Raw genomic sequence first — 25,384 nt, 5'->3', positions numbered from 1 at the left:
GGAGGATTCGTTTATGATCACATATCCGCTTTTACCAAATGAGTCTTCCATCGGGGTTACCGCTCCTTCATCCGGTGTACAGCCTGAACTTCATGACCATTTAAAACAATCCATCCGGCAAGTGGAGGCTGAAGGGTTTCATCTCATTAGCGGTAAACGACTTGGACGCAGCGAAAGGCAAAGTCAGCAGACGCCGCAACACGTGCCAGTGAATTTAACGATATGATGAAGAATGAAGATATCGATATTATCTCAGGAGCTTCCCGGACAGGAGGTTCCTTTTTGTTTCCTGAAAAAAGTGTTATATTCTATCTTATATCAGCATGGAAGGATGATGGAAATGTCGATTGAAAGCGTTAAAGCTCATTTAAAGCAATGGAACCGTGAAAAAGATGTGATGGAATTCGATGCATCAAGTGCAACCGTCCAACAGGCTGCCGATACGATTGGAGTCATCCCTGCCAGGATCGCCAAGACGCTATCATTCAAAGGAGAAGATGGAACCGCTATGCTGATCACAGCAGCAGGGGACGCTAAGATCGATAACAAGAAATTCCGCCAGCAGTTCGGTTTTAAAGCGAAAATGCTTTCACCTGAAGAGGTGCTTGAGCAGACTGGGCATGCGGTAGGCGGTGTCTGTCCTTTTGGTTTAAAAAACGAGATTGCTGTTTATCTGGACGAATCGATGAAAAGGTTTCAAACCCTTTTCCCGGCATGCGGCAGTTCAAACTCAGCGATTCAACTGACAATTGATGAGATCTACGAATATTCCAATGCCAAGGGCTGGATTGATGTTTGCAAAGGCTGGGAGGCAGAGGCAAGTGTTGAGAAAAAAACGATAAATAGCAATCAATAATAAATGATCGAAGAAAAATGAGGCCAGCAAGAGGTTAGATAGGGAAAAGGATTCAAGTAAAATTCAGGAAAACCATGTTACAATAAAAGCTGGGCCGGTTGCCCTTAAAAAGACAGTGTAAAGGAGGCCTCGTCATGATTATCAAGTGGGTTCGTATTCGATAATTCAAGGTGCAGGCCAATACTCCGGGAAGCGTTTATTGATCTGCGCCATGGTAACCGACGGCGAATAGATAATAAATTTTACGGAGGTAACGAAAACATGAGAGAACAGATATTGGGGATAAACAATGTGGAAATTTGTTCAGAGAGCTTTGGTAATCCTGAAAATCCGCCTGTGCTTCTCATTATGGGAGCGATGGCGTCATTGGACTGGTGGGACGATGAAATTTGTCAACGGCTTGCTGATCAAGGAAAGTTCGTCATACGATACGATCATAGAGATGTGGGACGATCGACGGTTTATGAACCAGGGACCTCCAATTATACGATTACAGATCTGGCAGATGATGCGATGGGTGTCCTTGATGCTTACTCGATTCAGAAAGCTCATATCGTAGGAATGTCCCTTGGGGGAATGATCGGCCAGATTCTGGCTTTACGATTTCCTGAACGCGTTCTTACCCTTACAGCGATTGCTTCAAGTGTATTTGGAACGGAGCAGGAGAAGCTGCCGCCGATGGATCAGCGTATTCTGGACTATCATACGAATAGCGCTTCTGTCGATTGGTCAGATCGTCAGTCCGTTATCACCTATCTTGCCGATGGCTGGAAAACGTTAGCGGGAATTAAGCCTTTTGAGCAGAAACGTATGAACAAGCTGGCAGAACGGGAAGTGAACCGGGCGAAACAACTACCGAGCCGATTCAATCACGCTATGCTTCAGGGCGGCGGGGAGTACTTTGATAGGATGGGAGAAATCAGGGTGCCAACGGTCATCATTCATGGTACAGAGGACCCTGCTCTGCCGTATGAGCATGGTTTGGCTCTCGCAAAATCCATTCCCTATGCTGAATTGGTGACACTTGAAGGAGCGGGGCATGAGATCCATAGTGAAGACTGGGGTAAAATTATAGACTCAGTAGTAAAGCTGAGTTCGAAAAAATAGAAGGTATACGAGATTAGAAGCAAGCAGCCAAAGCGAGTTTATCGCCGGCTGCTTGTTTGTGCGGTTGTCATTCATTTAAAGAATTCTGTTTAATTTCAAGCCCATAAAGGGAAATGTCATATTAAATCTCTTATATCGGGGGTACAGAATGTCCATCGCACTTAAACGAACGGAAACAGTATCATGCAGGAGCGAGTATGATTCACTCGCCCGCGTGATTGTATGTGAACCAAAATACATGCATATCTCTGAAGTAATTAATGAAACACAGCGTCATTATGCAGATCAAAATATTAATAAGAGACTGGCTGCCAAACAGCACCGGAACTTCGTCCGTACTTTGCGTGCCCATGAAGTCGAGGTGATTGAACTCCCCCCGCGTCAGGAATTTCCAGAACAGGTATTTACCCGGGATATTGGTTTTACGCTGGATTCCACTATTTTTGTCTCTTCAATGGGAAGCAAGATCAGACGAGGAGAAGAAATTGTATTAAAAAACTGGCTGAAGAATAAAAACGCACGCCTTCGAGAAATCAATGGAGGAAAGATAGAGGGCGGTGACGTACTTGTTGATAAACGTACTATTTATGTAGGTGTAAGCAGCAGGACCGCTCATTCATCCATACAATCTTTAAGAGGAATGATACCAGAACATGAAGTGGTTTCCTTGCCGTTTAATCCAAAATATCTACATCTTGATTGTGTGCTCAACATACTATCTCCGACTCAGGCGCTTGTGTTTCCATCTGCTTTTCGTAAAAAGGAATTGGATTTCTTGGCGAAAAGGTACGATTTGATCGAAGTGAGCAAGGAAGAACAGTTCTCATTAGGCACAAACGTACTCTCCATTGGGAATAAAAAAGTGTTCAGCCTGCCCGTAAATCCTCAGGTGAACAACAACCTTCGAAAAAGAGGATACGAAGTGATTGAAGTCGACTTGTCCGAAATCATCAAATCCGGCGGTTCTTTCCGCTGCTGCACAATGCCCATATTAAGAAAATGAGATGGTACGGTTTGGTGCCAAGCCCCCCATTTACACACTTGTGTAATGGAGGTGCCTGGCACCAAATATTCACACCGAATTTGACAAATCACGATAAAATGGTAGTATTGTTTGATCTGTTGGCTATCAATCTATGTTAATATGCGGTAGGAGTATTGATGAAATAAATGGACGTGCATGCGGCAGCAGAACAGAAATTAATGCTGCCTTTTGCTATGATTGAAACCATAACATGAAAGGTGAATTTTCATTCATGAGATTTCTTAGTTTTAAATTTCTGCTCTTGATATTTTTTTCGGCTGTGTTAGCCGTTTTACTGCTCTATTACTTTACAGGCATTAAAATTCCTGGAAAACAACCCATTCTTAATGTCATCGATAATGTGAAAGATATGTCTTCCATCGAAAATGAAAATAAAGTACTAAAATCAAAGCTGCAGGAACAGGAATCTCTTTCTGTACAAAAGGTGGAGCTTGAAAAAGAAAACAAAAATCTTCAAGCGGTTGTGGACAAAACAAAAGAAGTGGAACAGTACGATCCGCTTCAAGCGAGCGTGATGTACAGAAATTCAGACACATCCAGCTGGTATGAAACCGTTGTGATCGATAAAGGAAGCCAGGACAAAGTTCAAAACAATATGGCGGTGATTACGAAGGACGGATTGATCGGAAAAATAACCGACGTAAAACCCACCTGCTCCGAAGTTAAGCTGCTCAGCAGCAAAGACAAAAGGTACCGCATCTCTGCTTCCATCAAAGGAAAAAAGAACGTCAACGGTATCCTGAACGGGTATGACTCAAGCAATAAATACTTAATGGTACGAGATATTTTAAATAAAAACATTAAAAAGGGCGAGAAGGTCGTTACGTCAGGACTGGGCGAAATTCTGCCTCCTAACCTGGATATCGGAACCATCGTGAAGGTCAAACCGGATCCCTACGGACTTACAAACATTGCCTACATTAAACCATCTGCCGATTTTTATGACATCAATCAGGTCGTCGTTCTCAGATCGACGGCACATCAATAATCTCTTTTTTCTAAACGTTTTAAAGTACCCCCAATAGGCTATTTTAGTGGTATGTACTTTATTAATGAAGGAGATGGGAAGCATGTCAAATGTCAAACTGGCGGTCATCTATTACAGTTCTACGGGAACCAACTACAAGCTGGCGAATTGGGCTGCGGAAGGCGGAAAAGAAGCAGGTGCAGAAGTGCGAATTTTAAAGGTGCCGGAACTTGCTCCGCCTGAGGCGATTGAATCCAATGCCGCATGGAAGACGCATGCAGAAGAGACGAGGGACGTTCCGGAAGTATCTCTGAATGATTTAGAATGGGCAGATGCGTTCATATTCAGCATCCCTACCCGTTTTGGGAATGTGCCTGCACAAGTTAAACAATTTCTTGATACGACAGGTGGTCTATGGTTTAACGGAAAATTGGTGAATAAAGTGGCCAGTGCCATGACATCTGCTCAAAACCCTCATGGCGGACAGGAAGCTACAATCCTTTCTCTTTATACGACGATGTACCATTGGGGTGCGATCGTAGCGACACCGGGATATACGGATCCCGTGTTATACGGCGCAGGCGGAAATCCATATGGAACCAGTGTTACGGTAGACCAAAACGGAAACATGAAGGAAGATGTGAAGGACGCCGTCATTCATCAGGCGAAACGGACAGTGACGGTTGCGGATTGGGTCAAAAAAGGGAATCAATAAAAAATAACAAAAAAAATAGCCGATTCTCTATGGGAGAGAATCGGCTTTACGTTTTTCCTTATGTCGGGGCTGCTCCTCCGCCAGAAGAGAGCGCTTGTGCACTAGGTGCTGCACCGCTTGTAGTTGACGGGCCGGCAGCTTGGGCAGGGGTCAATGGTACAGCGGGACCGGCTCCAGCTTGTGCGGGAGTTTCAGGAGTGGGCGGTTTCTTTTGAAGTGTACCTTGAATCGGTGTCAACAAAGGACCGACAACGAGTGAGGTAGGAGGAGTATCAAAGGCTGAACCGGATGAGATCGATTCTGCATCACCGATCAATAGGATGGAGGAAATACTGACCCCCATAATGTCGAGTTCATGAACAGCAATTTTGCGGTTAATCACTTTAACATGCAATTCTTCACCTCCTGTTCTGAGGCATACTATCTATGTGTATGGAAAGGACTTGTTATTTATGAATGCTTTTCTTAATGGATCTTTTTAAATCCGTATTTTTCAAGTGTCTTTACGGACGACTCACTCTTAAGAAATGTGTACAGTTTTTTTGCCTCTGCTTTTTGTTTCGAATCCTTAATAACTCCTAATGGATAAACGATCGGACTGTGAGAGGCTGAATCGGCTGATGCTGCAATGCTCACTTTTTTCGAAACCAGAGCATCCGTTCGATAAACGACTCCGGCATCAACATTTCCCGTTTCCACATAGGAAAGGACTTGACGTACATCCTTTGCATAGACGAGCTTTGGTTTCGCTTTTCCCCATACCTTCATGTTTTTAAAAGTTTCCAGTGCATATTGGCCGGCGGGCACGGCTTCAGGAGTCCCGATCGAGATCTTTTTAACAGAGCTGTTCTTTAAATCATTGAATGTCTTTATACTGGATTCAGATTCTTTTGGAACAATCAGAACTAAATCGTTTCCTACTACATTTGCCCCCTCTTTTCTTTCAATACTGCCATCCTTCACAAGAGCCTGAAACTTGTCCTGGGCTGCAGAAAAGAACAGATCGACAGGTGCCCCTTGTGAGATTTGCTGCTGCAATGTACCCGAAGCGCCAAAATTGAAATGAAGCTTAACGAATGGATGCTTTTTCTCGTATGTATGCTGCAGGTCTGTAAGGGCATCCTTAAGGCTGGCTGCAGCTGAAATCGTTAAGTTGACGGTTTGTTTTTGTTTGGAAGCCTCATCCTTGTCCGATTGGCCTGTACAAGCCGTAATTGTCGTGAACAAAAAGAGAAGAAGAAGCAGACCAACTGTTTTTTTCATGGTAAGATCACTCCGATTTACAATTTTCAATTCTTTCTTAGTATAACTGATTATAACTTTCGGTGGTTCAGGAACAATACGACCTCGCTTTTCAAAAATCGAATGAAAATTAAAACTAGACCTTTCTTCTTCGGATTTTAAATCCCAGTTAAGCCGGCTGTAGGTCTATGATCTGCATCTTACCGTGCACATCATCAATGAAAAATAAGAGAAACGAGATTCTGTTCATAGGAATCTGGTTTTTTCTTTTATCTTAAGGAAGAGTTAAACTTCTCCTTTTAAAGTGGCTGTAATGTTGCTTCGGACAGAGAGGATGAGAGGAAGTATGGAAACAATGAACGGCATGTTATCGGTCGTGATCCCGGCATTCAACGAAGAGGAGGTTATTGAACAACGTACCACCGGCTGAAAACGGTCATGGATTCAACAGGAAGCGATTATGAGTTTCTCTTTGTGAATGACGGAAGCCAAGACACGACCTCAGAACAATTGCTGAAGATCAGACAAGAGGATCACCGGGTAAAGCCGATGGAATTCTCCCGGAATTTTGGCCATCAGGTCGCTATCTCGGCTGGTATGGATCATGCGAGAGGAGATGCGGTCATCATTATTGATGCTGATCTGCAGGATCCTCCAGAATTGATCCCTGCCATGATCAATAAATGGAGAGAGGGCTTTGATGTCGTATATGCCGAGAGGACGGCAAGGAAAGGGGAAACGTTTTTTAAGAAACGGACAGCTGCCCTGTTCTATCGGACGTTGCGACGGATGACAAATACGGAAAGCTCACTGTCAGTCGCTCCCATCATCTTAAATACAAAGCATGCCGTTATGGCAATGGGAGGTTTTTCGGGCAGTGAAAATTGGCCAAAGCAGGCGAAGTGAAATATTTCTTGGTTTCCGGCAGACAGGGGCGATGGGTCGCGGAAGCCAAAAGTTGACGGATTGGATCAAGAAAAATTGTGATCAAGTGCCGTCGAGTGAATGGAACTCGAACAAAGAAAAGAATACTCTTCGCTCTGGATCTGTTCAAGACCAAGCTCTATATGTATACAAAGGATAAACTCAGCGGCTCCTCCAAAGAGCCGCTGTTTTTGCTTTTTCGGCAGGAGGTTGAGAAACTTCCCGCCAAATGACCTAGAGAACGGCTCGTTTTTTATAAAATTTCTCAACCTGTGAAAGCCGGTCTTTACTACTATTGGATTATTTTTTGATTTATGATGGGGGTTAGAAATATCTTATTCAATCAGGAGTGAACGGCATGAGTCCAGCGTTAAATAGGGAATTACTAAAGTTAATAGAGAATAAGAGAACAGAAGTAATTCATTCAGCGATGGAGAAAGGTTTTCATAACGAGGAGACCGTCAGCCGGGGAAATGAACTGAATGAACTGTTAAACTGTTATCAGAAACTGCTTTCTATACATCCCTTGAAAAAGATTTAGTGATTTGCCCCTGATTGTATTCCTTCCTCATCCGATTTTTTATTTCTCTTATCCTACCCCTGTTTCCTGCACTATACCTTCTTATGTACTAAACTCTCACTAGCATATATGTGTATTGGTAAACATATGGTAGAATTTTTACAAAGAAATATTTTCTGTCTTTAATGATGTGAGGGGGAGGCAGCACGTGATTGACGGCAAAAAAATCTATTTTTACAGAATTAAAAAAGGCTTAACCCAAAAAGCTGCCTGTGAAGGAATCTGTTCTGTTTCATACTTAAGTAAGATAGAAAACAACAGCATAACGGCTAGCCCTGAAATATTACAGTTGTTGTGTGAACGGTTAGACATCCAAACCTCTATTGTCAGTGAAGAGGTCGTCAATCATCTTAAAAAAGAAATCTATGACTGGTATCAGGATATAAAGTACAGAAATGCAGACGATGCACACAGGAAGTTTGAAGAGCTTCAGACCGAAGTAAACCAATTGAATGATCTTGGTCTAGTCAATCTTTTTCAAATTTTTTCAGCACGCTACTTTATGTATATAGAGGACTTGGATAAGGCAAAAGAACAGCTCGAAAAGCTGACTGAAATGAAAAAAATGTATACCACTGAGATGGAGTTTTATATTTTTCAGTTCAGAGCCCTTTATGAATATTTAACGGATAATTACAAAACAGCACTACATTTTTATAAAAAAGCTTACTTATTAGCAAGCAAGCTCAACATTTTAGAACCGGATTTAATTTACCAAATAGCCAGTATCAGCAGCAGGTTGGGTTATTTTTCTCAAGCTCTCTATTACGCAAAAACAGCACTGGAAGCATTCAATGCAGAAGCCAATTATTCTAAAGGCCTGGATTGCCATATTACACTGGGTATTGCCTATAGCCGATTGAAGGATTTTGAAGCGGCCAAATCCCACTACCTCGTCGCTTTAAATGCAGCAACTTTTAACCCCACATTAAAAGCGATGCTGCCAAACATCCTTCACAACATGGGACATTCCTATTATCAGGCTGAACAATATGACGAGGCAATATCTGTATTAAAAGAAAGCCTCCGAAAGAAGAGGGGGATAAACACGGCGTTAACCATCTGCCTGATTGCTTATAGCTACTACATGAAAAGACAACTAAGAGAAGCCAAACAGTGGATTAGAAAAGGCTTAAAAGTTACAGGGGAAGAAATTAATACTCCTAGCTTTATTCGACTAAAAACAATGGATTACAAATTGCATGATCTGGAACAAACCGAAGAATATCAGCAATTTATAGAAGAAAAGGCTATTCCATACTTAGAAAAAATACAGGACCGTTTACATCTGATTGAAATGTATGAGGAACTGGCTATCTACTATTCCAACAAGTTTTCTTATAAACATGCCAATCATTACTATGCAAAACTTAATCAGTTGTACAAAGAGTCTTTATAGAATAAAAAGATAACCCGACTACACCAAATCAGGCTCCGTCCAACTCAGAACCGGTCAGTTTTTCTATTGACAATATTTCTCCAAAAAAGGTATTTGCGAAAACAACGATCATGCAAGCTTCATGTTTCCAAAAAACACGAGGACAACGATAAAGGAATACCGCTTGTATCTTGACGGATCTCGATTCACTCTGGCGACCGATCCTCCGGCTAGCTTTATTGGGTTTTTTGGAAGGGGCAGGGAGAACGTGATCGATCGATTTGATCTGCAAGGAAAGAAAAAGGAAGTCCTAATGAAAAAAGCATTCTGATGGAGACATCAGCATGCTTTTTTCATCTTGTTCAATCCACGACAAGATAGGCGATCATTGGTCCGTTGTGTGAGATATCCGAATGAGTTTTGCAGATTAATCGGTAGATGCCTTGTTTTTTAAACCGCAGATGCAGCACGGTTTCTTTTCCTTTCACTACCGTTCCTTTCACATCTGTTCCTTCAATAAAAAACGGATGCTCTTTGCCGTTCACGCCATAAATGCTTAAGGTCACTGGCTGATCATACGGGATATGAATCGTCCCTGGATCCCACCTGTAAGCCTCAATTTCTTTGCCATTTTCGAGTTGGGACTTAAATTCTCCAGTAACCATGTTGATGACCAGCCGTTTTGAAGCAGCTGGTGAACCCGCCGTCTCTACCGCTTCCGGTTTAACCACATACCACGTTCCCATCCCGAGACAAATGAATAGGATAATGGCCAGTATCCACTTTTTTGGAACATATAGTATTTTCAAGTATCCCACCTCCATGAGCTTGTCTTTTCAACTATATGAATGGAAGAGGGATAAGTTGTTACTTTTTTAGAAAGAATGAAGCGCTTCTGAAAAGAAATCGATCAGCCGAATCCGCAACAAAGAGGGATGACATAATGTCATCCCTCCAAATCATCGTTAGATTTTAATATCAATCTTTGCATTTTTCTTAAGCTCTTTAACGTGGCTCATCAATTTCTCCTGCTTTTTTTGCTGTTCAAGCTGCTGCTTGATTTGGGGCTTTACTTCTTCCAGTTTTGGAGGCTTCTGTCCTTTGCCTGTACCTTGTTTCGCGTACTGGTTATAGTAATCCTGAATCTCTTTGTCTGTCACTGTATCGGCAGGCACTTCTTTATCGATATATTTTTGAGAAGTAATGCCATCTGTGATCTGATCTTTTAATTCAGATTCCGTTAGCTTCGCCTGCTTTAAGGCTTTGTTAAAGTTCTTCTCGCCTTTATATTGCTTCTTCGTTTTTTCGAGCTCTTTGTTCACCTCAGCTGAAGATGCTTTATAGCCTTTCTTCTTCGCATCCTGCATGATCAGTGATTGCCCGATCAAGCTTTCAATAGTCTGGCTCTTGATCTGTTTTGATGCTTCTTTTGAAGAAGGGTCTTGTCCCATCTGCTGCATCTGCATTTGAGAGGAAGAAAGCGCCTGGTTGTAATCTTTGCCGATGATCTTGTCATTATTTACTGTCGCGACCACCTTACCATTGGCCACTTTTTGTGCTTCAAGCTTTTTTTGCATTTCCTTCATCTGTTCTTCTTGCTTTTTCTGAGCTTCGGACGTTTTCGTTTTATCGTTGTCCGAAGCCTTTTTCTCTTTATCATTTGATCCACAAGCCGTTAATGCCACGGCCAATAAACACACCATTAATATCGAAATGATTTTTTTCATCATTCCACTCCTTTCAAAACATCCTTGGTGCGCATTATAACGGATATGAGACAAAAAGTGAAATGATAGGGGGGGAGCCAGAAAAAAAGAAGATCTCACAGCGTTATACTGTAAGTATCTCCCTTACTGATCAGATGATAAACATAGCGACAATGGTGGTAACTGCGAGACCGATGACAACCGGCAAAAGATTACGCCTTGCCAGTTCAAAAGGATCAACACCGCAGATGGCTGCAGCAGGAATCAGTGCCCACGGGATTAACGTGCCGCCTCCTACCCAGATGGCCGAAATCTGCCCCAAGGCGGTAAGTGTTGCGGCTCCTGCACCGATCGAGTGCGCGAATAAAGCAGCAATCGAACCGGCCAGTGAAATGCCTGAAAAACCTGAGCCGTCGAGTCCGGTGATGGACCCCACAACCGTTAAGGTAACAGCGCCGACCTCATTGCTTAGGGGCACGACTGAAGCAAGCGCGACACCTAAGTCATTGACGATTCCATGAGAACCTTTTGGGAGAACATCACCAATGATTTTTGTAAAGCCGGCATCTCCCAGGTAAAAGAAGGCCGCGATTGGAATTACAGGGCCAAACACTTTAAAACCGAACTGGAAACCTTCAATCAGATAGCTTGTGGTTTTTTCCAATCCTTCGTTCTTGTGGCTCGCCATCGTGATGAGCAAGAGAATGAACACCGAAGTGCCGCCGATCAGTGCGGTTGCATCACCACCTTGAAGATGAAGGATATACATGGCTGCAACATCCAGAGCAAACAACAGAGGAATCAGCAGAGCAAATAAGCGTTTTTGGCCGTCAGAAAGAAGGTTGCTTTGACTTTGGAGCCGTTCCTTCGGCTCTGCGACTGAAGACAATCCAGTCGTTGCGGTTAATCTCCCGGATTTTAAATCCCGTTTTAAAAAGTAGAAAGCGGTTAGGGTTGTTACCACTCCCATCACAGCCACGAGCGGGATGCTCGCTTGAATAACCTGGCTGACCGGGAGTCCCGCCGCATCCGCAGTCAGTTTAGGAGCAGCCTGGATGACATAATCGCCTGAAAGGGCAATACCATGGCCAAACAGGTTCATCGCCATCGCTACGCCAAGCGCCGGCAAACCTGCTCGGATGGCAACCGGCAGTAGAACCGCTCCCATTAAAGCAACGGCAGGAGATGGCCAGAAAAACCAGGAGATGACCATCATGAGAATGCCGATGGTCCAGTAAGCGAGAGCCGGAGTCCGTATCAGCTTTGAAAACGGTGAGATCATCACATCATTGATGCCGGTAGCCGTCAGCGTCTTGCTCATCGCTACGATAATGGAGATGACCAGGATGGTTGAGAGCAGCTCGGTAATGGCATAGACAAAGCTGTTGAAGATGCTGCTGACTGAAGCGCTTAACGAGCCAGTAGCAGTTATGGCAATTAAGAAGATTCCAATGATACAGACCAGAGTCGTATCCCGTCTTAATACCATAAAGCCAATAATTAAAAAGATGAACACGACATAAATCCAATGAAGCGCTGCAAGTTCAACGCCCATTCTCTTCTCTCCCTTCATCGTTCCATATTCCTTTAAGGGGCATATGCCCATGGTGATGGTAATTACAGAATATGTTTAGTTGGAGAAGTGGTGAGAAGATTTCATGTGACAAAAGCCCCAGCTATTCCTTAGCAAGGCACTTGATCCGCACTGCACCCTTTTTTGTGTTAGCATTAAAGGTAACTAATAGACAGGCAGAGGGTTTTCATGAAGAACAAGAGTGAGAAACGTTACGAAACAGACTTGTATGAACCAGTCAGGGATTTTTTTATGGAAAAAGGGTTTGAAGTGTATGGTGAGGTCAACCACTGTGACATCGCTGTGGTAAAGGAAGAGGAGCTGATCCTTGTAGAATTGAAGCTTAATCTGAATGTTGATCTTCTTGTTCAGGCCGTGAATAGGCAGAGGCTGACTGATCTCGTCTATATCGCCATTCCGAAGCCGAAGTATAACAGGAGATCAAAAAAGTGGCAGGATATCCTTCACCTGATCAGAAGGCTGGAGCTCGGCCTGCTCCTCGTTTCGTTTCCAAAGAGCGGCCCGGTTGTGGAGCCCGTTCTTTCACCTGGTGCTTTTGATCGGGTAAAAAGCAAGCAGGGCTATAAGAAAAAAAGAGTAAAGCTATTGGAAGAAATCAAAGGAAGAAACGGTGACTACAACGTTGGAGGCAGCAGCAAAACGAAGCTCATGACCGCCTACAAAGAAAATTGTATTCAGATTGCCTTCCTGCTGGAACAGTTCGGACCGTTATCCCCAAGAGCACTGAGGAAGCTGGGGACAGGCGAAAAAACGCTGCCGATCCTGAACAAAAATTATTACGGATGGTACGAGAAAATTGCCAGGGGGCTGTATGCGGTCAGCGAAACAGGGAAGAAAGAGATCACTCTGTTTCCTGATCAAGTGAATTATTACCGCGAGTTGCTGAAAAACGCAGCATCCGAAACGGATGAGGCTAGCCCCTAATCCGTTTTTATTCAGGAATCAGCCTTTTTTCCTATCTATGAAACAAGTTAATGCAAACGCTTTCATTCGCTCCTTTATCATGGTAAAGTTATGGTTGAAATCTCATTTTCTATATTTAAGGGAGGATAAGGAATGAAGTCGGCATCGCTCAAACGGTTTACGGCGTTACTCTCAATGATTGCATTGGTGATCGGCGGGCTTTTTTCTTTCCATTCTGTGCAATCGTTTGCGGAGACGGCAGCAGGTGGAAAAACGAAAGTCACCATACACTATCAAGCAGCAAAGGACAATACGAAGGATTGGAATCTATGGGTCTTCCCTGAAGGAGGAGAAGGAAAAGCCTATCCGTTTACCGGAGAGGACAAGTTTGGAAAAGTAGCTGAAATCGAACTTAGCGGTGCCTATAAGAAAGTCGGCTTTATCGTTAGAACTGACAGCTGGGAAAAGGATGGCGGGGATCGTTTTATCGATATTGCGGCCGGAGAAGGGGAAGTCTGGGTAAAGGCCGGGGATGGAAACACCTATACAGAGCCGCCGGATGGAGAGTACCGTGATCTGCCTTCCTATGAAAATATCGATGTGAAGGTTCACTACTTTCGCTATGACGACCAATATGAAGGCTGGAACTTATGGACCTGGCCGGAGAACGCTGAAGGAAAATCCGTTCCATTCACTGATGAAGATGATTTCGGAAAAGTAGCCAACATTCAGATGAAAAACTTAAAGGACGTTCACAAAATCGGTTTGATCGTAAGGAAAAGCTTTCCTGGAAACGAGTGGGCCGACAAAGAATTCGGAGACCGTTATGTGACGAACTTTAAAGAAGACGGTTCTGCTGAAATATGGATCGCACAAGGGCAGGAGCGTATTTACTATGACAAGGATTTGGTCGACCGTGCACCGACGATTGTAAGAGCAAGCATCGACGGGTTTAACGAAATTACTTTTGAAACGAACTTTCCGTTAGATGTTAAGAATCACGGCTTATCACTTTCAGGAGGAGCGGACATAAAAGAAGTGGTTCCTTTTGACAGCAAAGCCGGTGAGTTTACAAACAAGGTGAAGGTCATTACGGCAAGGAATCTGGATCTCACAAAAGTTTACAAGATAGCTAAGGACGATTTCGGAGAGGCTGTTGTACAGACAGGTAAAGTCGTCCGAACACCAGAGTTTGATCAGCAGTTTTTTTACAGCGGAAATGATCTAGGAAACACGTATTCGAAAAAAGAAACGAGTTTCAGGCTTTGGGCGCCAACCGCCAGTGAAGCTAGGCTGGTTAAGTATAAAACCTGGCATGGCGAAAATGGCACCGAGCTGCCGATGAAGAAGTCTGAGCGCGGGACCTGGGTGACTGCACTAAAAGGAAATCAAGAGGGATTGATCTATACGTACAAAGTGAAGATCGGCGACCAGTGGAATGAAGCGGTGGATCCCTATGCCCGTGCCGTTACTGTTAACGGAAACAAGGGGACAGTGATCGATTTGGATAAAACGGATCCGAGGCATTTTCGCAAACGAATGAAAGCCCTCACTCCTGAAGATGCGATCATCTACGAGCTGCATGTCAGAGACCTCTCCATGCATCCGAAGAGCGGCATCGAGCATAAAGGAAAATTCCTGGGGGTTGCTGAAGAAAAAACAAGAGGTCCAAAAGGGGTAAAGACCGGACTAGACCATATTAAAGACCTCGGGGTTACGCATGTTCAGCTGCTGCCGGTCTTTGACTACAACTCAGTCGATGAAACGAAACTCGATATACCGCAATTCAACTGGGGCTATGATCCGAAGAACTATAATGCACCAGAAGGTTCCTATTCTACGGATCCTTACATGCCCGCCGTCAGGATCAGAGAGATGAAGCAGATGGTGAACACGCTGCACCATAACAATCTCCGCGTGATCATGGACGTCGTCTATAACCATATGTTTTCCGCCGGGGAGTCCAACTTCCAGAAGCTTGTACCGGGTTACTATTTCCGCTACAACGAAGACGGAACGTTGGCGAACGGTACTGGTGTAGGAAACGATACAGCTTCAGAACGGAAGATGATGCGCAAATTCATCGTAGATTCAGTGAGCTATTGGGCGAAAGAATACAATCTGGATGGCTTTCGCTTTGACTTGATGGGGATCCATGACGTTGAAACGATGAACGAAGTCAGAAAAGCATTAAACAAAATCGATCCTTCGATGATCGTGCTTGGTGAAGGGTGGGACCTCAACACACCGATTGATCCAGCAGCCAAAGCCAACCAGAAGAATGCCGGAAAAATGCCAGGGATTGCGCATTTCAATGACAATATCCGTGACGGGCTTAAAGGCAGTGTGTTCAATGATACAGATAAAGGATTTGTGAACGGCAAACCAAGTACCGGGGATACCATTAAGGAAGGCGTTAAAGCAGGCATCGATTACCCAAGCACCATGGCGAGTTATAAGGATCCGCAGCAAGTGATCACGTATGTGGAAGCGCATGATAACCACACCTTATGGGACAAACTGCAGCTGACCAATCCTGACAGCTCCATCGAGGCACGTAAAAAGATGCACGAACTGGCGTCTTCCATCATATTGACTTCACAGGGCGTTACGTTCCTTCATGCCGGACAGGAGTTCATGAGAACGAAAGGCGGCGATCATAACAGCTATCAGTCCCCTGATTCAGTGAACCAGCTCGACTGGCAGCGCCGTGCCGACTTCGGCAAGGAAGTCAATTACATGAAAGGCTTGATCAGGCTTCGCAAGAGCCATCCGGCTTTTCGTATGAGAACGGCACAGGATATCCGGCGCCATTTATCCTTCCTGCCGGCTCCAAAGAATACTGTCGCCTATGAACTTAAAGGCCATGCGAACAAAGACAGAGCCAAGGATCTGGTTGTCGTGTATAACGCCAATGTTGACGCTCAAACGATTTCTCTCCCGGCAGCAGGCCCTTGGAAGGTACTTGTAAACGGCGAAAATGCCGGAAACAAATCACTAGGTGTTTTGCTCGGTAATAAAATAAGTGTACCTGCATTGAGTGCTGTCGTCCTAGAAGGGAAATAATCTATAAGCTGCCGGAGGAGTACCCGGCGGCTTTTTTAATGTCATTTTGTATGAAAACTGCATTCGTTCACTAGTCACTTTTAATAGTAGATTACAGAATATTCTTACTATATAATGCGAAGTAGGATTGACACCGGAGGAGGGTACAAATATGAATAACAATTTAACGTCAAGCCGGCAAGCTGAAGTAACGATACGAGACATATTGGAAGCTAGAAAAAGAATCGGTTCCCTTATTAAAAAAACACCTGCAGTCGAATCCTTTGTTCTTTCTGAAAGAACAGGACGGCCGGTTTATCTTAAACTGGAGACCGTTCATGATACTGGAGCATTTAAAGTCCGGGGGGCAGCGAACAAAATTTTAAGTTTAAGTGAAGAAGAAAAAAAGAGAGGGATTACAACGTATTCTACTGGAAATCATGGAATGGCTGTAGCCTTTGTAGCGAAAAAGCTGGGCATTGAGGCTACTGTCTGTATATCCAACCGGGTGCCGAAAGCAAAAGTCGATTCGCTCAAGAGATTGGGGGCGGCCATTGAGTTTTGTGGAGAAAGCCAGGATGAGGCCGGCGAAAGATGCTTTGCATTAGTAAAAGAGCAGGGGCTGACCGTGATTGAGCCATTCGATGATCCGTATATTATCGCTGGACAGGGTACCATCGGTTTGGAATTGCTGGAGGATATACCATCCTTATCAGATGTGATCGTGCCGCTTTCCGGAGGGGGGCTGCTATCCGGCATCGGTATGGCTCTAAAGTCAAATGACAGGAGCATTCGGGTAACGGGGGTCTCCATGGAAGAATCCGCTGTAATGTACGAAAGCCTTAGAGCCGGAAAACCCATAAGTTTACCAGAAAAGGATACTCTTGCAGACAGCTTGCTTGGAGGTATAGGGCTGGACAATCAATATACATTTGAAATGGTGAAAAGGTATATGGACCAGGTTTTATTAATTCCTGAAGAAGAGATCGCATACAGCATGGCCTTTATGATGGATCATCATCGAATGATCATGGAGGGAGCGGCCGGTACTGGGATCGCGGCATTATTAGGAAATAAAATAGAAGATCAGGAAGGAGCCATTGCTGTCATTATCACAGGCCATAATGTTGATCTTTCTGTCATACAGCACGTACTTACTTCCTACTCACCATCTTGAAAATTCTCCACTTTTCCGCAAGATATAGAGGATGATTTCGTTTTGTGATAAAAAATATAGGAAAAACCTCCAATATGATGGTGTGCTATATTTAACAATATGTATAATTTAATCAGAAATATCTTGCGGTCAGGAGGGTTCATATGAGGTTGTCAGTAGGAGATATACTAAACTTTGAGATCATGAAAAATGCCCGGGTACGAATGGGCGGCCATATCCTGAATGAGCGTTATGTTCAATGGATTTCTGTTATTGAGATGCCTGTAGAAAATTTTGTCCGCAAAAATGAAGTGGTCCTGAGCACAGCCATTGGGTGCGGCCATGATGTATTGTTATTCAAAAAATTCGTTGAGGATATCATTCAATCGAAAGCTTCAGCACTTATTATTGCTTTGGGGCGGTACATATATGATGTTCCCAAAGAAGTGATACAGATGGCGGAAAAGCATAATTTTATCATTATTGAAATTCCATGGGAAATCCGTTTTTCTACAATCATTGAAGATGTACTTCACGCACTCAATGACATGCAGTATAAAGACCGGGAAAAGTCTGAAAGAGTTCAGCAGGAACTCCTTCAATTGATTTTAAAGGAAACAAGTCTTAATGAAATATCCGGTTTTATTCAAAAACATATTGGCTGTCCTCTCGTTATTACGGACAGAGCTGGAGTCGTCCAGGACAGGTCTGAGACGTACGAGCCTGATGACAGATGGAAATTCTATGATCTTAAAGATTGCATCTCTACTGAACACGCTGTTCTGCCACAGGATCCGATGTATCAAAAGTTCCATCTCGTTGAAAGGGATGGTCAGACCATTGTCCAATTGCCAATACTAAAGGCTTCAGGAGATATACAAGGATATTTATTTGTTCTGCCCCCGAATGATTTGATCGAGGACTTTTTAAATCAGTACCGGGTGAACGTGCTCGAACATGCAGCTACTACGATCGCGCTTTGGCTGTCTCGGCAAAACGCCATAGAAGAAACAGAGATGCGTCTTCGCAGTGATTTTGTTCAGGAATTGGCAAAGGGAGAGTTCTCATCGCGCGAGCAAGCAGAATCCAGAGCAAAATTGCTCGGATTTAATCTCAAGCTCTCTTATATATGTATCGCGGGCTATCCTGAGAACCTGGAACTGCTGTTTAAAAAAAGAAAACAGCACTATGATTCGTATGCTCACTGGCTTGACAGCATGATCCGTTACATTGAGGAAGAAATTAATTATGCGGCCCAATCTCTTAAAAAAGAAGTCATGATGACCTATCAAGGAGAAAAACTGATCCTCTTTGTAGAAATGACAAGCCATGAGAACCCGGCGCATCACTTTTTGGATCTGGTTGAGAGGCGTCTCAGGAATCTGCTGCCTGATGTCATTATTTCATGGGGAATTGGTGCTCATCAGGAGGAGGTTGCAGGGTTTAAAAAAGGATTTGACCAGGCAAAGACAGCTCTGCAGATTGGAAGAAATAAGAAGGGAGCAGGACACCGGGTACTGTATGAGAACACAAAGGTTGACCGGGTATTGTTGACGCTCGCACAGAACAAAGAAATGAAAGAGATCATCGTATCAGCCATCGAGCCGCTTATTCAATATGACCAGCAGCGCACCATGGATCTTATCGGTACATTCACCACCTACAATGAATGCCACGGAAATGTGAGCCAGACCGCTCGCCTGCTAAATCTTCACAGGCAATCCCTGTTGTACAGGCTGCGTAAAATAGAGACTCTGACTGGGCTTTCCTTGATCGACACGGATGATTTATTTTTATTGGATCTCAGCATTAAAACATGGAAGCTGGGATTGCCGGAAGCCAGCTCAATCCTGTGAAAAGTAAACGGCAGTCCAGCCAAACAATAAAAAAACAAAGACTTGTACAAGGTCTTTGTTTTTTGTTATTTATTATTTTTTTATGAAAGACCTCGAACCTTTCCCATACATGCTCAAGTTTTTTCAGACGTTCCTGCGCGTCATCCACCCTTTCCCTTCCAATGTAGGCAATCAGGCTATTAATCAGACTCAACGCGTGATTTTCAACAATCGAATTTTCCCATGAGAAAAGAATCGGATTTCTCTTTGCTGACCCAAGGGATTTATACCAAACCGATGAATCGTACAGCATGTCCACTGTTCATGGAGAAAAAGAGATCCACCGGACACTGGACGTATTTACTTTCCAAGATCATTTAACATTCCTTAAGGGCTCGTCTAATTTCGACAGCCCTTTTTTTATTGTGCCAGCTATTCTGATAATTTGACTAAAACTTTTACAAAAACTTCATACAGTTTTGCAGATGATGAAACGATGACTGATATTCTATACTGGATTTATAAATTGATTATTCATAAAATTCTAATAATAATTGAATACAGGAGGGAAGGTCCTATGTCATTTGGGACAACCGAATATCAGGAAAGAATTTATAAAACGAAAAAAAGCATGGCAGAGAAAGGGATAGAAGTCCTCCTGATTACTGACCCGGCCAATATGAACTATTTGTCCGGATATGATGGATGGTCGTTCTATGTCCATCAGATGCTGATCGTCATTAATGACGAAGATCAGCCGATCTGGATCGGCCGCGGCCAGGATGCCAATGGAGCAAAAGCGACGTCATGGCTATACCATGAGAACCTGATCCCTTATCCGGATGATTACGTCCAATCGGCCACGCTGCATCCGATGGATTTTGTTGCCGATATCCTAAAGCAGATCGGGCAGGACAAGCGTTCAATCGGTGTGGAGATGGACAATTATTATTTTACGGCAAAATGTTATGAACAGCTAAAGAAGGGTCTGCCCAATGCTTCATTTAAGGATGCTACTTTATTAGTGAACTGGGTTCGCCTCGTAAAATCAGATGCCGAAATTACGTATATGAAACGCGCGGCTGAAATTGTGGAAAAAGCCATGATGAAAGGAATCGGGCTCATCGGTGAAGGCGTCAGGGAATGCGATGTGGCCGCCGAGATCTTTCATACCCAGATCAAAGGGACCGAAAACTTCGGTGGTGACTATCCGGCCATTGTGCCCCTTCTGCCTTCAGGAGAAAAAACGTCTACTCCACACTTAACCTGGACGGATGACAGGTATAAAAAAGGAGACTCCGTCATTTTGGAACTGGCAGGCTGCTACAGACGGTATCATTCGCCGCTGGCGAGAACAGTAAATATCGGGCCGCCATCCGACGGGCTCAAAGCTCTATCCGATGTTGTTGTTGAAGGACTGAACGCATGCCTGGACATGATCAAGCCGGGAATTGCCTGTGAAGAAATTGAAGAGACGTGGAGAAAGACGATACATAAAAGCGGCATCGTTAAAGAATCTCGTCTCGGCTATGCGATGGGACTAAATTATCCTCCAGACTGGGGAGAGCACACGGCGAGCATCCGAAAGGGAGACAGAACCATTCTGCAGCCGAATATGACCTTCCACCTGATCCCCGGAATCTGGCTGGACCAATACGGATTTGAAGCCAGCGAATCTTTCCGGGTGACAGATAACGGCTGCGAGACCTTTGCTTCACTGCCAAGACAGCTGGTTATCAGGGACGGTGTATTGGAACGAACATGAAGGGAGTGAAAGAACAGGATGTTTATTTTTACAGAACATGAATTGAGGCAGCACGTTTCACTAAATCTTGAAGCTCTATCCGTGGTCGAGGATGGTTTTACGAATCTTGCAGAGCATAGAGTAACCATGCCTCCCATCATGAGGGTCGATGTTCACGACCAGAACGGAGAAGTGGACGTGAAAACCGCCTATGTCGAAGGGAAAGGCATGTTTGCGATTAAAGTGTCCTCTGGATTTTTTAACAATTACAAGATCGGCCTTCCGAGCGGAAGCGGATTGATGATGCTCATCAGTGCAAAAACAGGCGTACCGCAGGCAATCCTGCTGGATAACGGTTATCTTACCGACATTCGTACAGCTGCCGCGGGGGCCATTGCTGCCAAATATTTATCAAGAAAGAAAATACAAACCGTGGGCGTGATCGGCACAGGAAGCCAGGCGAGATACCAGGCAAAAGCCCTGCGGCTCGTAAGGGATTTTCAAGAGGTGCTCATTTTTGGACGGTCAGAGGAAAGGGCCAAGGTGTACGCAGAGGAAATGTCAGCTGAGCTTGGGATTGAGGTTAAAGTGGTCGATAGCGCAGAGGCAGTCGTACGCAACAGCGATACCGTCATTACGACAACGCCGGCCAAGGACCCGGTGATCAAAGCGGAATGGCTCCATCCCGGAATTCATATTACAGCGATGGGATCGGACGCGGAGCACAAGCAGGAACTCGAAGCTGAAGTATTGGCACAGGCTGGCAGGCTTGTTTGCGACACCATCGCCCAATGTGAGCGGTTAGGCGAACTTCATCATGCATTTGATCAAGGACTGTTATCCCGTAAACACCCCATCGTTGAACTCGGCGAGCTTACTTCAAAAAAGGCAGAGGGCAGGCAGCATGAGGAACAGATTACGGTTTGTGATTTAACCGGAACAGGAGTACAGGATACCGCCATCGCCTTGTTCGCTTTTCAAGAAATGGTGCAACGAGGACTTGGTTTGAAAATAGAAGACAAAGTACCAGCCTTTAAAAATTAACGAGGAGTGATCACATGGCAAACCACAACATAAAAGCAGGAACGAAGTCTGTATGGGCAGGAGAAAAAGAGTATTTGGTGCACGGGGCGACTCAGGTGCCGGTCGTTCTTAGTGTGGCGTATGGCTACGACGATATGGATGAATGGTATGATGTTGCGATCGGCAAGAAAAAAGGGCATATTTACGGACGAAACACAAATCCGACGGTCCAGGCTTTTGAAGATAAAGTAAAAATTCTCGAAGGAGCCGAAGCGGCTACGAGTTTTTCAACAGGAATGGCTGCGATCAGCAATACACTTTCTACTTTTTTAGTGCCTGGTGACCGAATCGTCTCCATCAAAGATACCTATGGCGGAACAAACAAAATATTTACCGAGTTCCTCCCCCGCCAGCAGGTCGAGGTTGTGTTATGTGAAACCGGCAACCATGAACAGATTGAAAAAGAAGTAGCAAAAGGCTGCAGCATTCTCTATTTGGAAACACCAACCAATCCAACGGTTAAAATTACAGACATTGAGAGGATGGCGAAAGCTGGCCGTGAAGCTGGTGCGTTAGTGGTGGTAGACAATACGTTCGGAACACCAATCAACCAGAATCCGCTCGCTCTCGGAGCAGATTTAGTCATCCATAGTGCGACCAAATTCCTGGGAGGACATGCGGATGCGCTTGGAGGAGTAGTCTGCGGGCCGGAAGAATTGGTGGAAAAAATCTACCATTTCCGTGAAATAAACGGAGCTACGATGGATCCGATGGCGGCGTACCTCCTCTTGAGGGGTATGAAGACCCTTCACCTGCGTGTACGTCAGCAAAGCGAAAATGCAATGGCGCTTGCTAAGTTCCTGCAAACACAAGAATTAGTAGAAGGAGTCTACTATCCAGGGCTTGAGACCCATCCAAACCATGAAATTGCGAAAAAGCAGATGAAGGGATTTGGCGGAATGCTCAGCTTTGCGGTAAAAGGAGGCGTCGAAACGGTCAGGGACCTGCTTCCAAAATTGCAATTTGCGAACCGTGCGGCCAATCTCGGCGCTGTGGAAACAACGGTCGGGCCTGCACGTACCACAAGCCACGTGGAATGTACACCGGAAGAACGGGCGGCGATGGGAATTCCTGAAGGATTGATCCGCATCTCCTGCGGCATAGAAGACATCGAAGATATTATTGCGGACTTTGAACAGGCTTTTCAACATGTGGAAAGTGTTTTAAAGGTCTAAGAGATAGCCAGTGTGTTTGAGGAGATGAATGACAAATGGCAAATCATCAGTTTGTTGCTGCTTCGGTTAAAGAGTTGAATGAAAATTTGATCGCATGGAGGCGGCAGATCCATCAAAACCCTGAACTCAGTTTTCAGGAATTTGAAACGTCAAGCCTGGTGGCGGAAACATTAAGACGGATTCCCGGAATGAAAACGGAGATCGGAGTGGGGGTTCCCACTGGAGTTGTTGGAACCCTTTCCTCGGGGGAAGGACCGGTCATCGCCATCCGCGCAGACATGGATGCCTTGCCCATTCATGAGAAAAACGAATTGAGTTACAAATCACGGAACGATGGTGTGATGCATGCCTGCGGACATGATGCTCATACTGCCATCCTGCTTGGGGTTGCCAGCCTTCTGGCAGATGCATTTAAACGGGAAGAAATACAGGGCAAGGTAAAATTTATGTTTCAGCCGGCAGAAGAAAGCATTGATGAACAAGGTCTGTCAGGTTCTCCTTATATGGTTCAGGCAGGAGTTTATGATGAAGCAGATGCCGCCATTGCGCTCCATATGTGCCCGTGGCTTCCGGCTGGCGCCATTCAAGTGAACGATGGGTACAGCATGGCCAATGTTGATGTGTTCCAGGGAAAAATTTATGGAACAGGGGGGCACGGTGCTTATCCTGAGCAGGGAACCGATCCTATTTGGATGCTGGGCCCGGTCATGCAGGCCCTTCATGGCATTGTGGCACGGAAAGTCTCTGCAATGGATTCAGCCGTGATCAGCATTGGGGAGATCCATGCGGGTTCGGCAAGCAATATCATTCCTACCGAGGTATCCATAACAGGAACGATTCGCAGCTATACACCTGAAGTACGCGGCTTGCTCGCCTCAGAATTGGAAAAGGCGTTTTCCATTGTTCATTCACTAGGCGGGGATTACTCGTTCAAAGTGGACCGGGGCGAACCTGCGCTGAACAATCATAAAATGATCAACAAGTGGTTTATGGAGGCGGCAAGAGAGCTGTATCCCGAAATTACGATTAAAAGAGGCCCGTTTGGAATGGGCGGAGAAGATTTTGGATATGTAACACAAAAAGTTCCTGGTGCCATGTTCTTTCTGGGATGTTCCGAGCAAGGACAAGATCAGAGAGAATTGCACACTCCGTTTTTTGATATAAATGAAAACTGCTTGCCGATCGGGACAGCGATCCTGGCACAGACAGCATTAAAGTATTTAAAAGGCGAGGTATTCCTGCCAAGCCGTGAAAAGGTGGAGGTAGAGACCTATGGGACATAAACTTGCTTTTATTGGATTTGGAACAGTCGGACAGGGATTGGCTGAAATTCTGAGGGACAAGCATGAAGATTTAAAGGCCAACGAGCATTTTGAAGCGGAAATTGTGGCCATCTCAGATTTTAATAAAGGTGCAATCTATCATCCGAACGGACTGGACATCGATACGGTTTTACAAGTGCTGCAGGAGACGGGAAATCTGGAAAACTATCCGCCGTCCCCTGGCCTCGTAACCGGTTGGGACAGCCTGAAAACGATACGTGAAAGCAACGCGGATACGGTTATTGAGGTTTCATATACCGATGTCCGGACAGGACAGCCTGCGATCGATCATTGCCGAACGGCATTCCTGGCGAAAAAAAATGTGGTCATGACCAATAAGGGCCCGGTTGCCCTTGCGTATAAAGAGCTTTCTGAGCTGGCAAAAAAGGAAGGCGTGTACTGGGGATTTGAAGGGACCGTCATGAGCGGAACGCCTTCATTAAGGATGCCCGCTTCCGCTTTGGCAGGAAACGAGATCACGGAAATACGCGCCATTTTAAACGGTACGACCAATTTTATCTTAACCAAGATGGAAGAAGAGGGAGCTACGTATGATGAAGCCTTGAAAGAAGCACAACTGCTGGGGTATGCAGAAGCTGATCCCACCAGCGATGTTGAAGGCTATGATGCTCGGTACAAGATTACGATTCTCGCGAACTATGTGATGAATGAACCTCTTCGGGTAGAGGAAGTTTCATGCCGCGGTATCACAAATCTTACCCCGAAGGATATAGAGGAGGCAAAAGCCGAAGGGAAAAGATGGAAACTGCTGGCAAAAGCCCGTAAAGAAAACGGGAAGGTTGATGCTTCCATCGCCCCAGAAAAAGTGGATATGTCTGATCCGCTTGCTTCCATCAGCGGAGCTGTGAACGCCATTGCTTACGAATGTGACCTTTTAGGAACGGTTACGCTGAGCGGAGCAGGGGCGGGCAAGGTGGAGACAGGCTTTTCCTTGTTAATCGATTTAATTAACATTGATCGCGAAAGAAGACTTGTAAACATTTAAA

The 25,384-nt window shown here is 44.7% G+C and carries 24 protein-coding genes and 1 pseudogene; 20 read left to right on the top strand and 5 right to left on the bottom strand.

Features of this window, described 5'->3' with window-relative positions:
* The first annotated feature begins 13 nt into the window (after positions 1-13).
* The 6 genes from QYF49_RS14470 (at position 14) to wrbA (ending at position 4,690) form a co-directional block, all read left to right on the top strand.
* Positions 14-226 (top strand): hypothetical protein, encoded by a 213-nt coding sequence (locus QYF49_RS14470; protein WP_290400269.1) that lies wholly within the window; start codon positions 14-16, stop codon positions 224-226.
* 114 nt (positions 227-340) lie between these two features.
* The gene (locus QYF49_RS14465; protein ID WP_290400268.1) at positions 341-856 is read left to right on the top strand and encodes a YbaK/EbsC family protein; all 516 of its coding nucleotides are present in this window, start codon (positions 341-343) and stop codon (positions 854-856) included.
* 261 nt (positions 857-1,117) lie between these two features.
* Positions 1,118-1,963 carry an alpha/beta fold macrolide esterase gene (mle, locus tag QYF49_RS14460; RefSeq protein ID WP_290400267.1) on the top strand — a complete coding sequence of 282 codons (846 nt, stop codon included), beginning with the start codon at positions 1,118-1,120 and terminating at the stop codon, positions 1,961-1,963.
* A 148-nt stretch (positions 1,964-2,111) separates the two neighbouring features.
* Positions 2,112-2,966 (top strand): dimethylarginine dimethylaminohydrolase family protein, encoded by an 855-nt coding sequence (locus QYF49_RS14455; RefSeq protein ID WP_290400266.1) that lies wholly within the window; start codon positions 2,112-2,114, stop codon positions 2,964-2,966.
* A gap of 253 nt (positions 2,967-3,219) precedes the next feature.
* The gene (mreC, locus tag QYF49_RS14450) at positions 3,220-3,996 is read left to right on the top strand and encodes a rod shape-determining protein MreC (protein WP_290400265.1); all 777 of its coding nucleotides are present in this window, start codon (positions 3,220-3,222) and stop codon (positions 3,994-3,996) included.
* A gap of 82 nt (positions 3,997-4,078) precedes the next feature.
* Positions 4,079-4,690 (top strand): NAD(P)H:quinone oxidoreductase, encoded by a 612-nt coding sequence (gene wrbA / locus QYF49_RS14445; RefSeq protein WP_290400264.1) that lies wholly within the window; start codon positions 4,079-4,081, stop codon positions 4,688-4,690.
* 58 nt (positions 4,691-4,748) lie between these two features.
* Here the strand turns inward: wrbA and QYF49_RS25795 are convergent, their stop codons facing one another.
* The gene (locus QYF49_RS25795; protein ID WP_354005828.1) at positions 4,749-5,084 is read right to left on the bottom strand and encodes a hypothetical protein; all 336 of its coding nucleotides are present in this window, start codon (positions 5,082-5,084) and stop codon (positions 4,749-4,751) included.
* Positions 5,085-5,155: 71 nt separating this feature from the next.
* A complete protein-coding gene (gene modA, locus QYF49_RS14435; protein ID WP_290400263.1) occupies positions 5,156-5,953 on the bottom strand; it encodes a molybdate ABC transporter substrate-binding protein in 798 nt (265 codons plus the stop codon).
* Positions 5,954-6,287: 334 nt separating this feature from the next.
* Between modA and QYF49_RS14430 the strand changes: the two are divergent.
* The 5 genes and pseudogenes from QYF49_RS14430 to QYF49_RS14415 form a co-directional block, all read left to right on the top strand.
* Positions 6,288-6,736: pseudogene (locus QYF49_RS14430) on the top strand (glycosyltransferase family 2 protein); the annotation flags it as partial.
* Entirely contained in the window at positions 6,722-6,838 is a 117-nt protein-coding gene (locus QYF49_RS26105; RefSeq protein ID WP_486599197.1) for a mannosyltransferase YkcB-related protein, read from the top strand. The pseudogene QYF49_RS14430 and the gene QYF49_RS26105, both read left to right, overlap by 15 nt.
* Positions 6,810-7,016 carry a hypothetical protein gene (locus QYF49_RS14425; protein WP_290400262.1) on the top strand — a complete coding sequence of 69 codons (207 nt, stop codon included), beginning with the start codon at positions 6,810-6,812 and terminating at the stop codon, positions 7,014-7,016. Before QYF49_RS26105 ends, QYF49_RS14425 begins: the two co-directional genes overlap by 29 nt.
* Before the next feature lie 198 nt (positions 7,017-7,214).
* A complete protein-coding gene (locus QYF49_RS14420) occupies positions 7,215-7,397 on the top strand; it encodes an aspartyl-phosphate phosphatase Spo0E family protein (RefSeq protein ID WP_290400261.1) in 183 nt (60 codons plus the stop codon).
* A gap of 187 nt (positions 7,398-7,584) precedes the next feature.
* Positions 7,585-8,835 (top strand): helix-turn-helix domain-containing protein, encoded by a 1,251-nt coding sequence (locus tag QYF49_RS14415; RefSeq protein ID WP_290400260.1) that lies wholly within the window; start codon positions 7,585-7,587, stop codon positions 8,833-8,835.
* Positions 8,836-9,176: 341 nt separating this feature from the next.
* Here the strand turns inward: QYF49_RS14415 and QYF49_RS14410 are convergent, their stop codons facing one another.
* The 3 genes from QYF49_RS14410 to QYF49_RS14400 form a co-directional block, all read right to left on the bottom strand.
* On the bottom strand, positions 9,177-9,632 hold the full coding sequence (locus QYF49_RS14410; protein ID WP_354005841.1) for a cupredoxin domain-containing protein: 456 nt from the start codon (positions 9,630-9,632) through the stop codon (positions 9,177-9,179).
* A gap of 147 nt (positions 9,633-9,779) precedes the next feature.
* Complete coding sequence (locus tag QYF49_RS14405) at positions 9,780-10,541, bottom strand: SurA N-terminal domain-containing protein (protein ID WP_290400258.1); 762 nt, start codon at positions 10,539-10,541, stop codon at positions 9,780-9,782.
* Between the two features lie 130 nt (positions 10,542-10,671).
* Positions 10,672-12,075, bottom strand: a complete 1,404-nt coding sequence (locus QYF49_RS14400; RefSeq protein ID WP_290400257.1) for a hypothetical protein — start codon at positions 12,073-12,075, stop codon at positions 10,672-10,674.
* Positions 12,076-12,282: 207 nt separating this feature from the next.
* Between QYF49_RS14400 and QYF49_RS14395 the strand changes: the two genes are divergently transcribed.
* The 9 genes from QYF49_RS14395 to QYF49_RS14355 all read left to right on the top strand — a co-directional run bounded on the left by QYF49_RS14395 (position 12,283) and on the right by QYF49_RS14355 (position 25,383).
* Positions 12,283-13,038 (top strand): DUF2161 domain-containing phosphodiesterase, encoded by a 756-nt coding sequence (locus QYF49_RS14395; protein ID WP_290400256.1) that lies wholly within the window; start codon positions 12,283-12,285, stop codon positions 13,036-13,038.
* Between the two features lie 132 nt (positions 13,039-13,170).
* Positions 13,171-16,083: a type I pullulanase gene (gene pulA, locus QYF49_RS14390; protein WP_290400255.1), complete on the top strand. Its 2,913-nt coding sequence runs from the start codon at positions 13,171-13,173 to the stop codon at positions 16,081-16,083.
* 151 nt (positions 16,084-16,234) lie between these two features.
* A complete protein-coding gene (gene eutB, locus QYF49_RS14385) occupies positions 16,235-17,239 on the top strand; it encodes a hydroxyectoine utilization dehydratase EutB (protein WP_290400254.1) in 1,005 nt (334 codons plus the stop codon).
* Between the two features lie 143 nt (positions 17,240-17,382).
* Positions 17,383-19,074 (top strand): PucR family transcriptional regulator, encoded by a 1,692-nt coding sequence (locus QYF49_RS14380; RefSeq protein ID WP_290400253.1) that lies wholly within the window; start codon positions 17,383-17,385, stop codon positions 19,072-19,074.
* 556 nt (positions 19,075-19,630) lie between these two features.
* Positions 19,631-20,818, top strand: coding sequence for a M24 family metallopeptidase (locus tag QYF49_RS14375; RefSeq protein ID WP_290400252.1), 1,188 nt, complete (start codon positions 19,631-19,633; stop codon positions 20,816-20,818).
* Positions 20,819-20,836: 18 nt separating this feature from the next.
* Positions 20,837-21,841 carry a cyclodeaminase gene (locus QYF49_RS14370; protein WP_290400251.1) on the top strand — a complete coding sequence of 335 codons (1,005 nt, stop codon included), beginning with the start codon at positions 20,837-20,839 and terminating at the stop codon, positions 21,839-21,841.
* A gap of 14 nt (positions 21,842-21,855) precedes the next feature.
* On the top strand, positions 21,856-23,055 hold the full coding sequence (locus QYF49_RS14365) for a cystathionine gamma-synthase family protein (RefSeq protein WP_290400250.1): 1,200 nt from the start codon (positions 21,856-21,858) through the stop codon (positions 23,053-23,055).
* Positions 23,056-23,090: 35 nt separating this feature from the next.
* Positions 23,091-24,338: a M20 metallopeptidase family protein gene (locus QYF49_RS14360; protein WP_290400249.1), complete on the top strand. Its 1,248-nt coding sequence runs from the start codon at positions 23,091-23,093 to the stop codon at positions 24,336-24,338.
* Positions 24,328-25,383, top strand: coding sequence for a homoserine dehydrogenase (locus tag QYF49_RS14355; protein ID WP_290400248.1), 1,056 nt, complete (start codon positions 24,328-24,330; stop codon positions 25,381-25,383). The genes QYF49_RS14360 and QYF49_RS14355 overlap by 11 nt, the downstream gene beginning before the upstream one ends.
* The last annotated feature ends 1 nt before the right edge of the window (position 25,384 follow it).

The organism is Fictibacillus terranigra (genome assembly GCF_030412265.1).
In the GTDB taxonomy this organism is placed as follows: domain Bacteria; phylum Bacillota; class Bacilli; order Bacillales; family Fictibacillaceae; genus Fictibacillus_C; species Fictibacillus_C terrinigri.
This window is presented reverse-complemented; position numbering and strand designations above follow the sequence as displayed.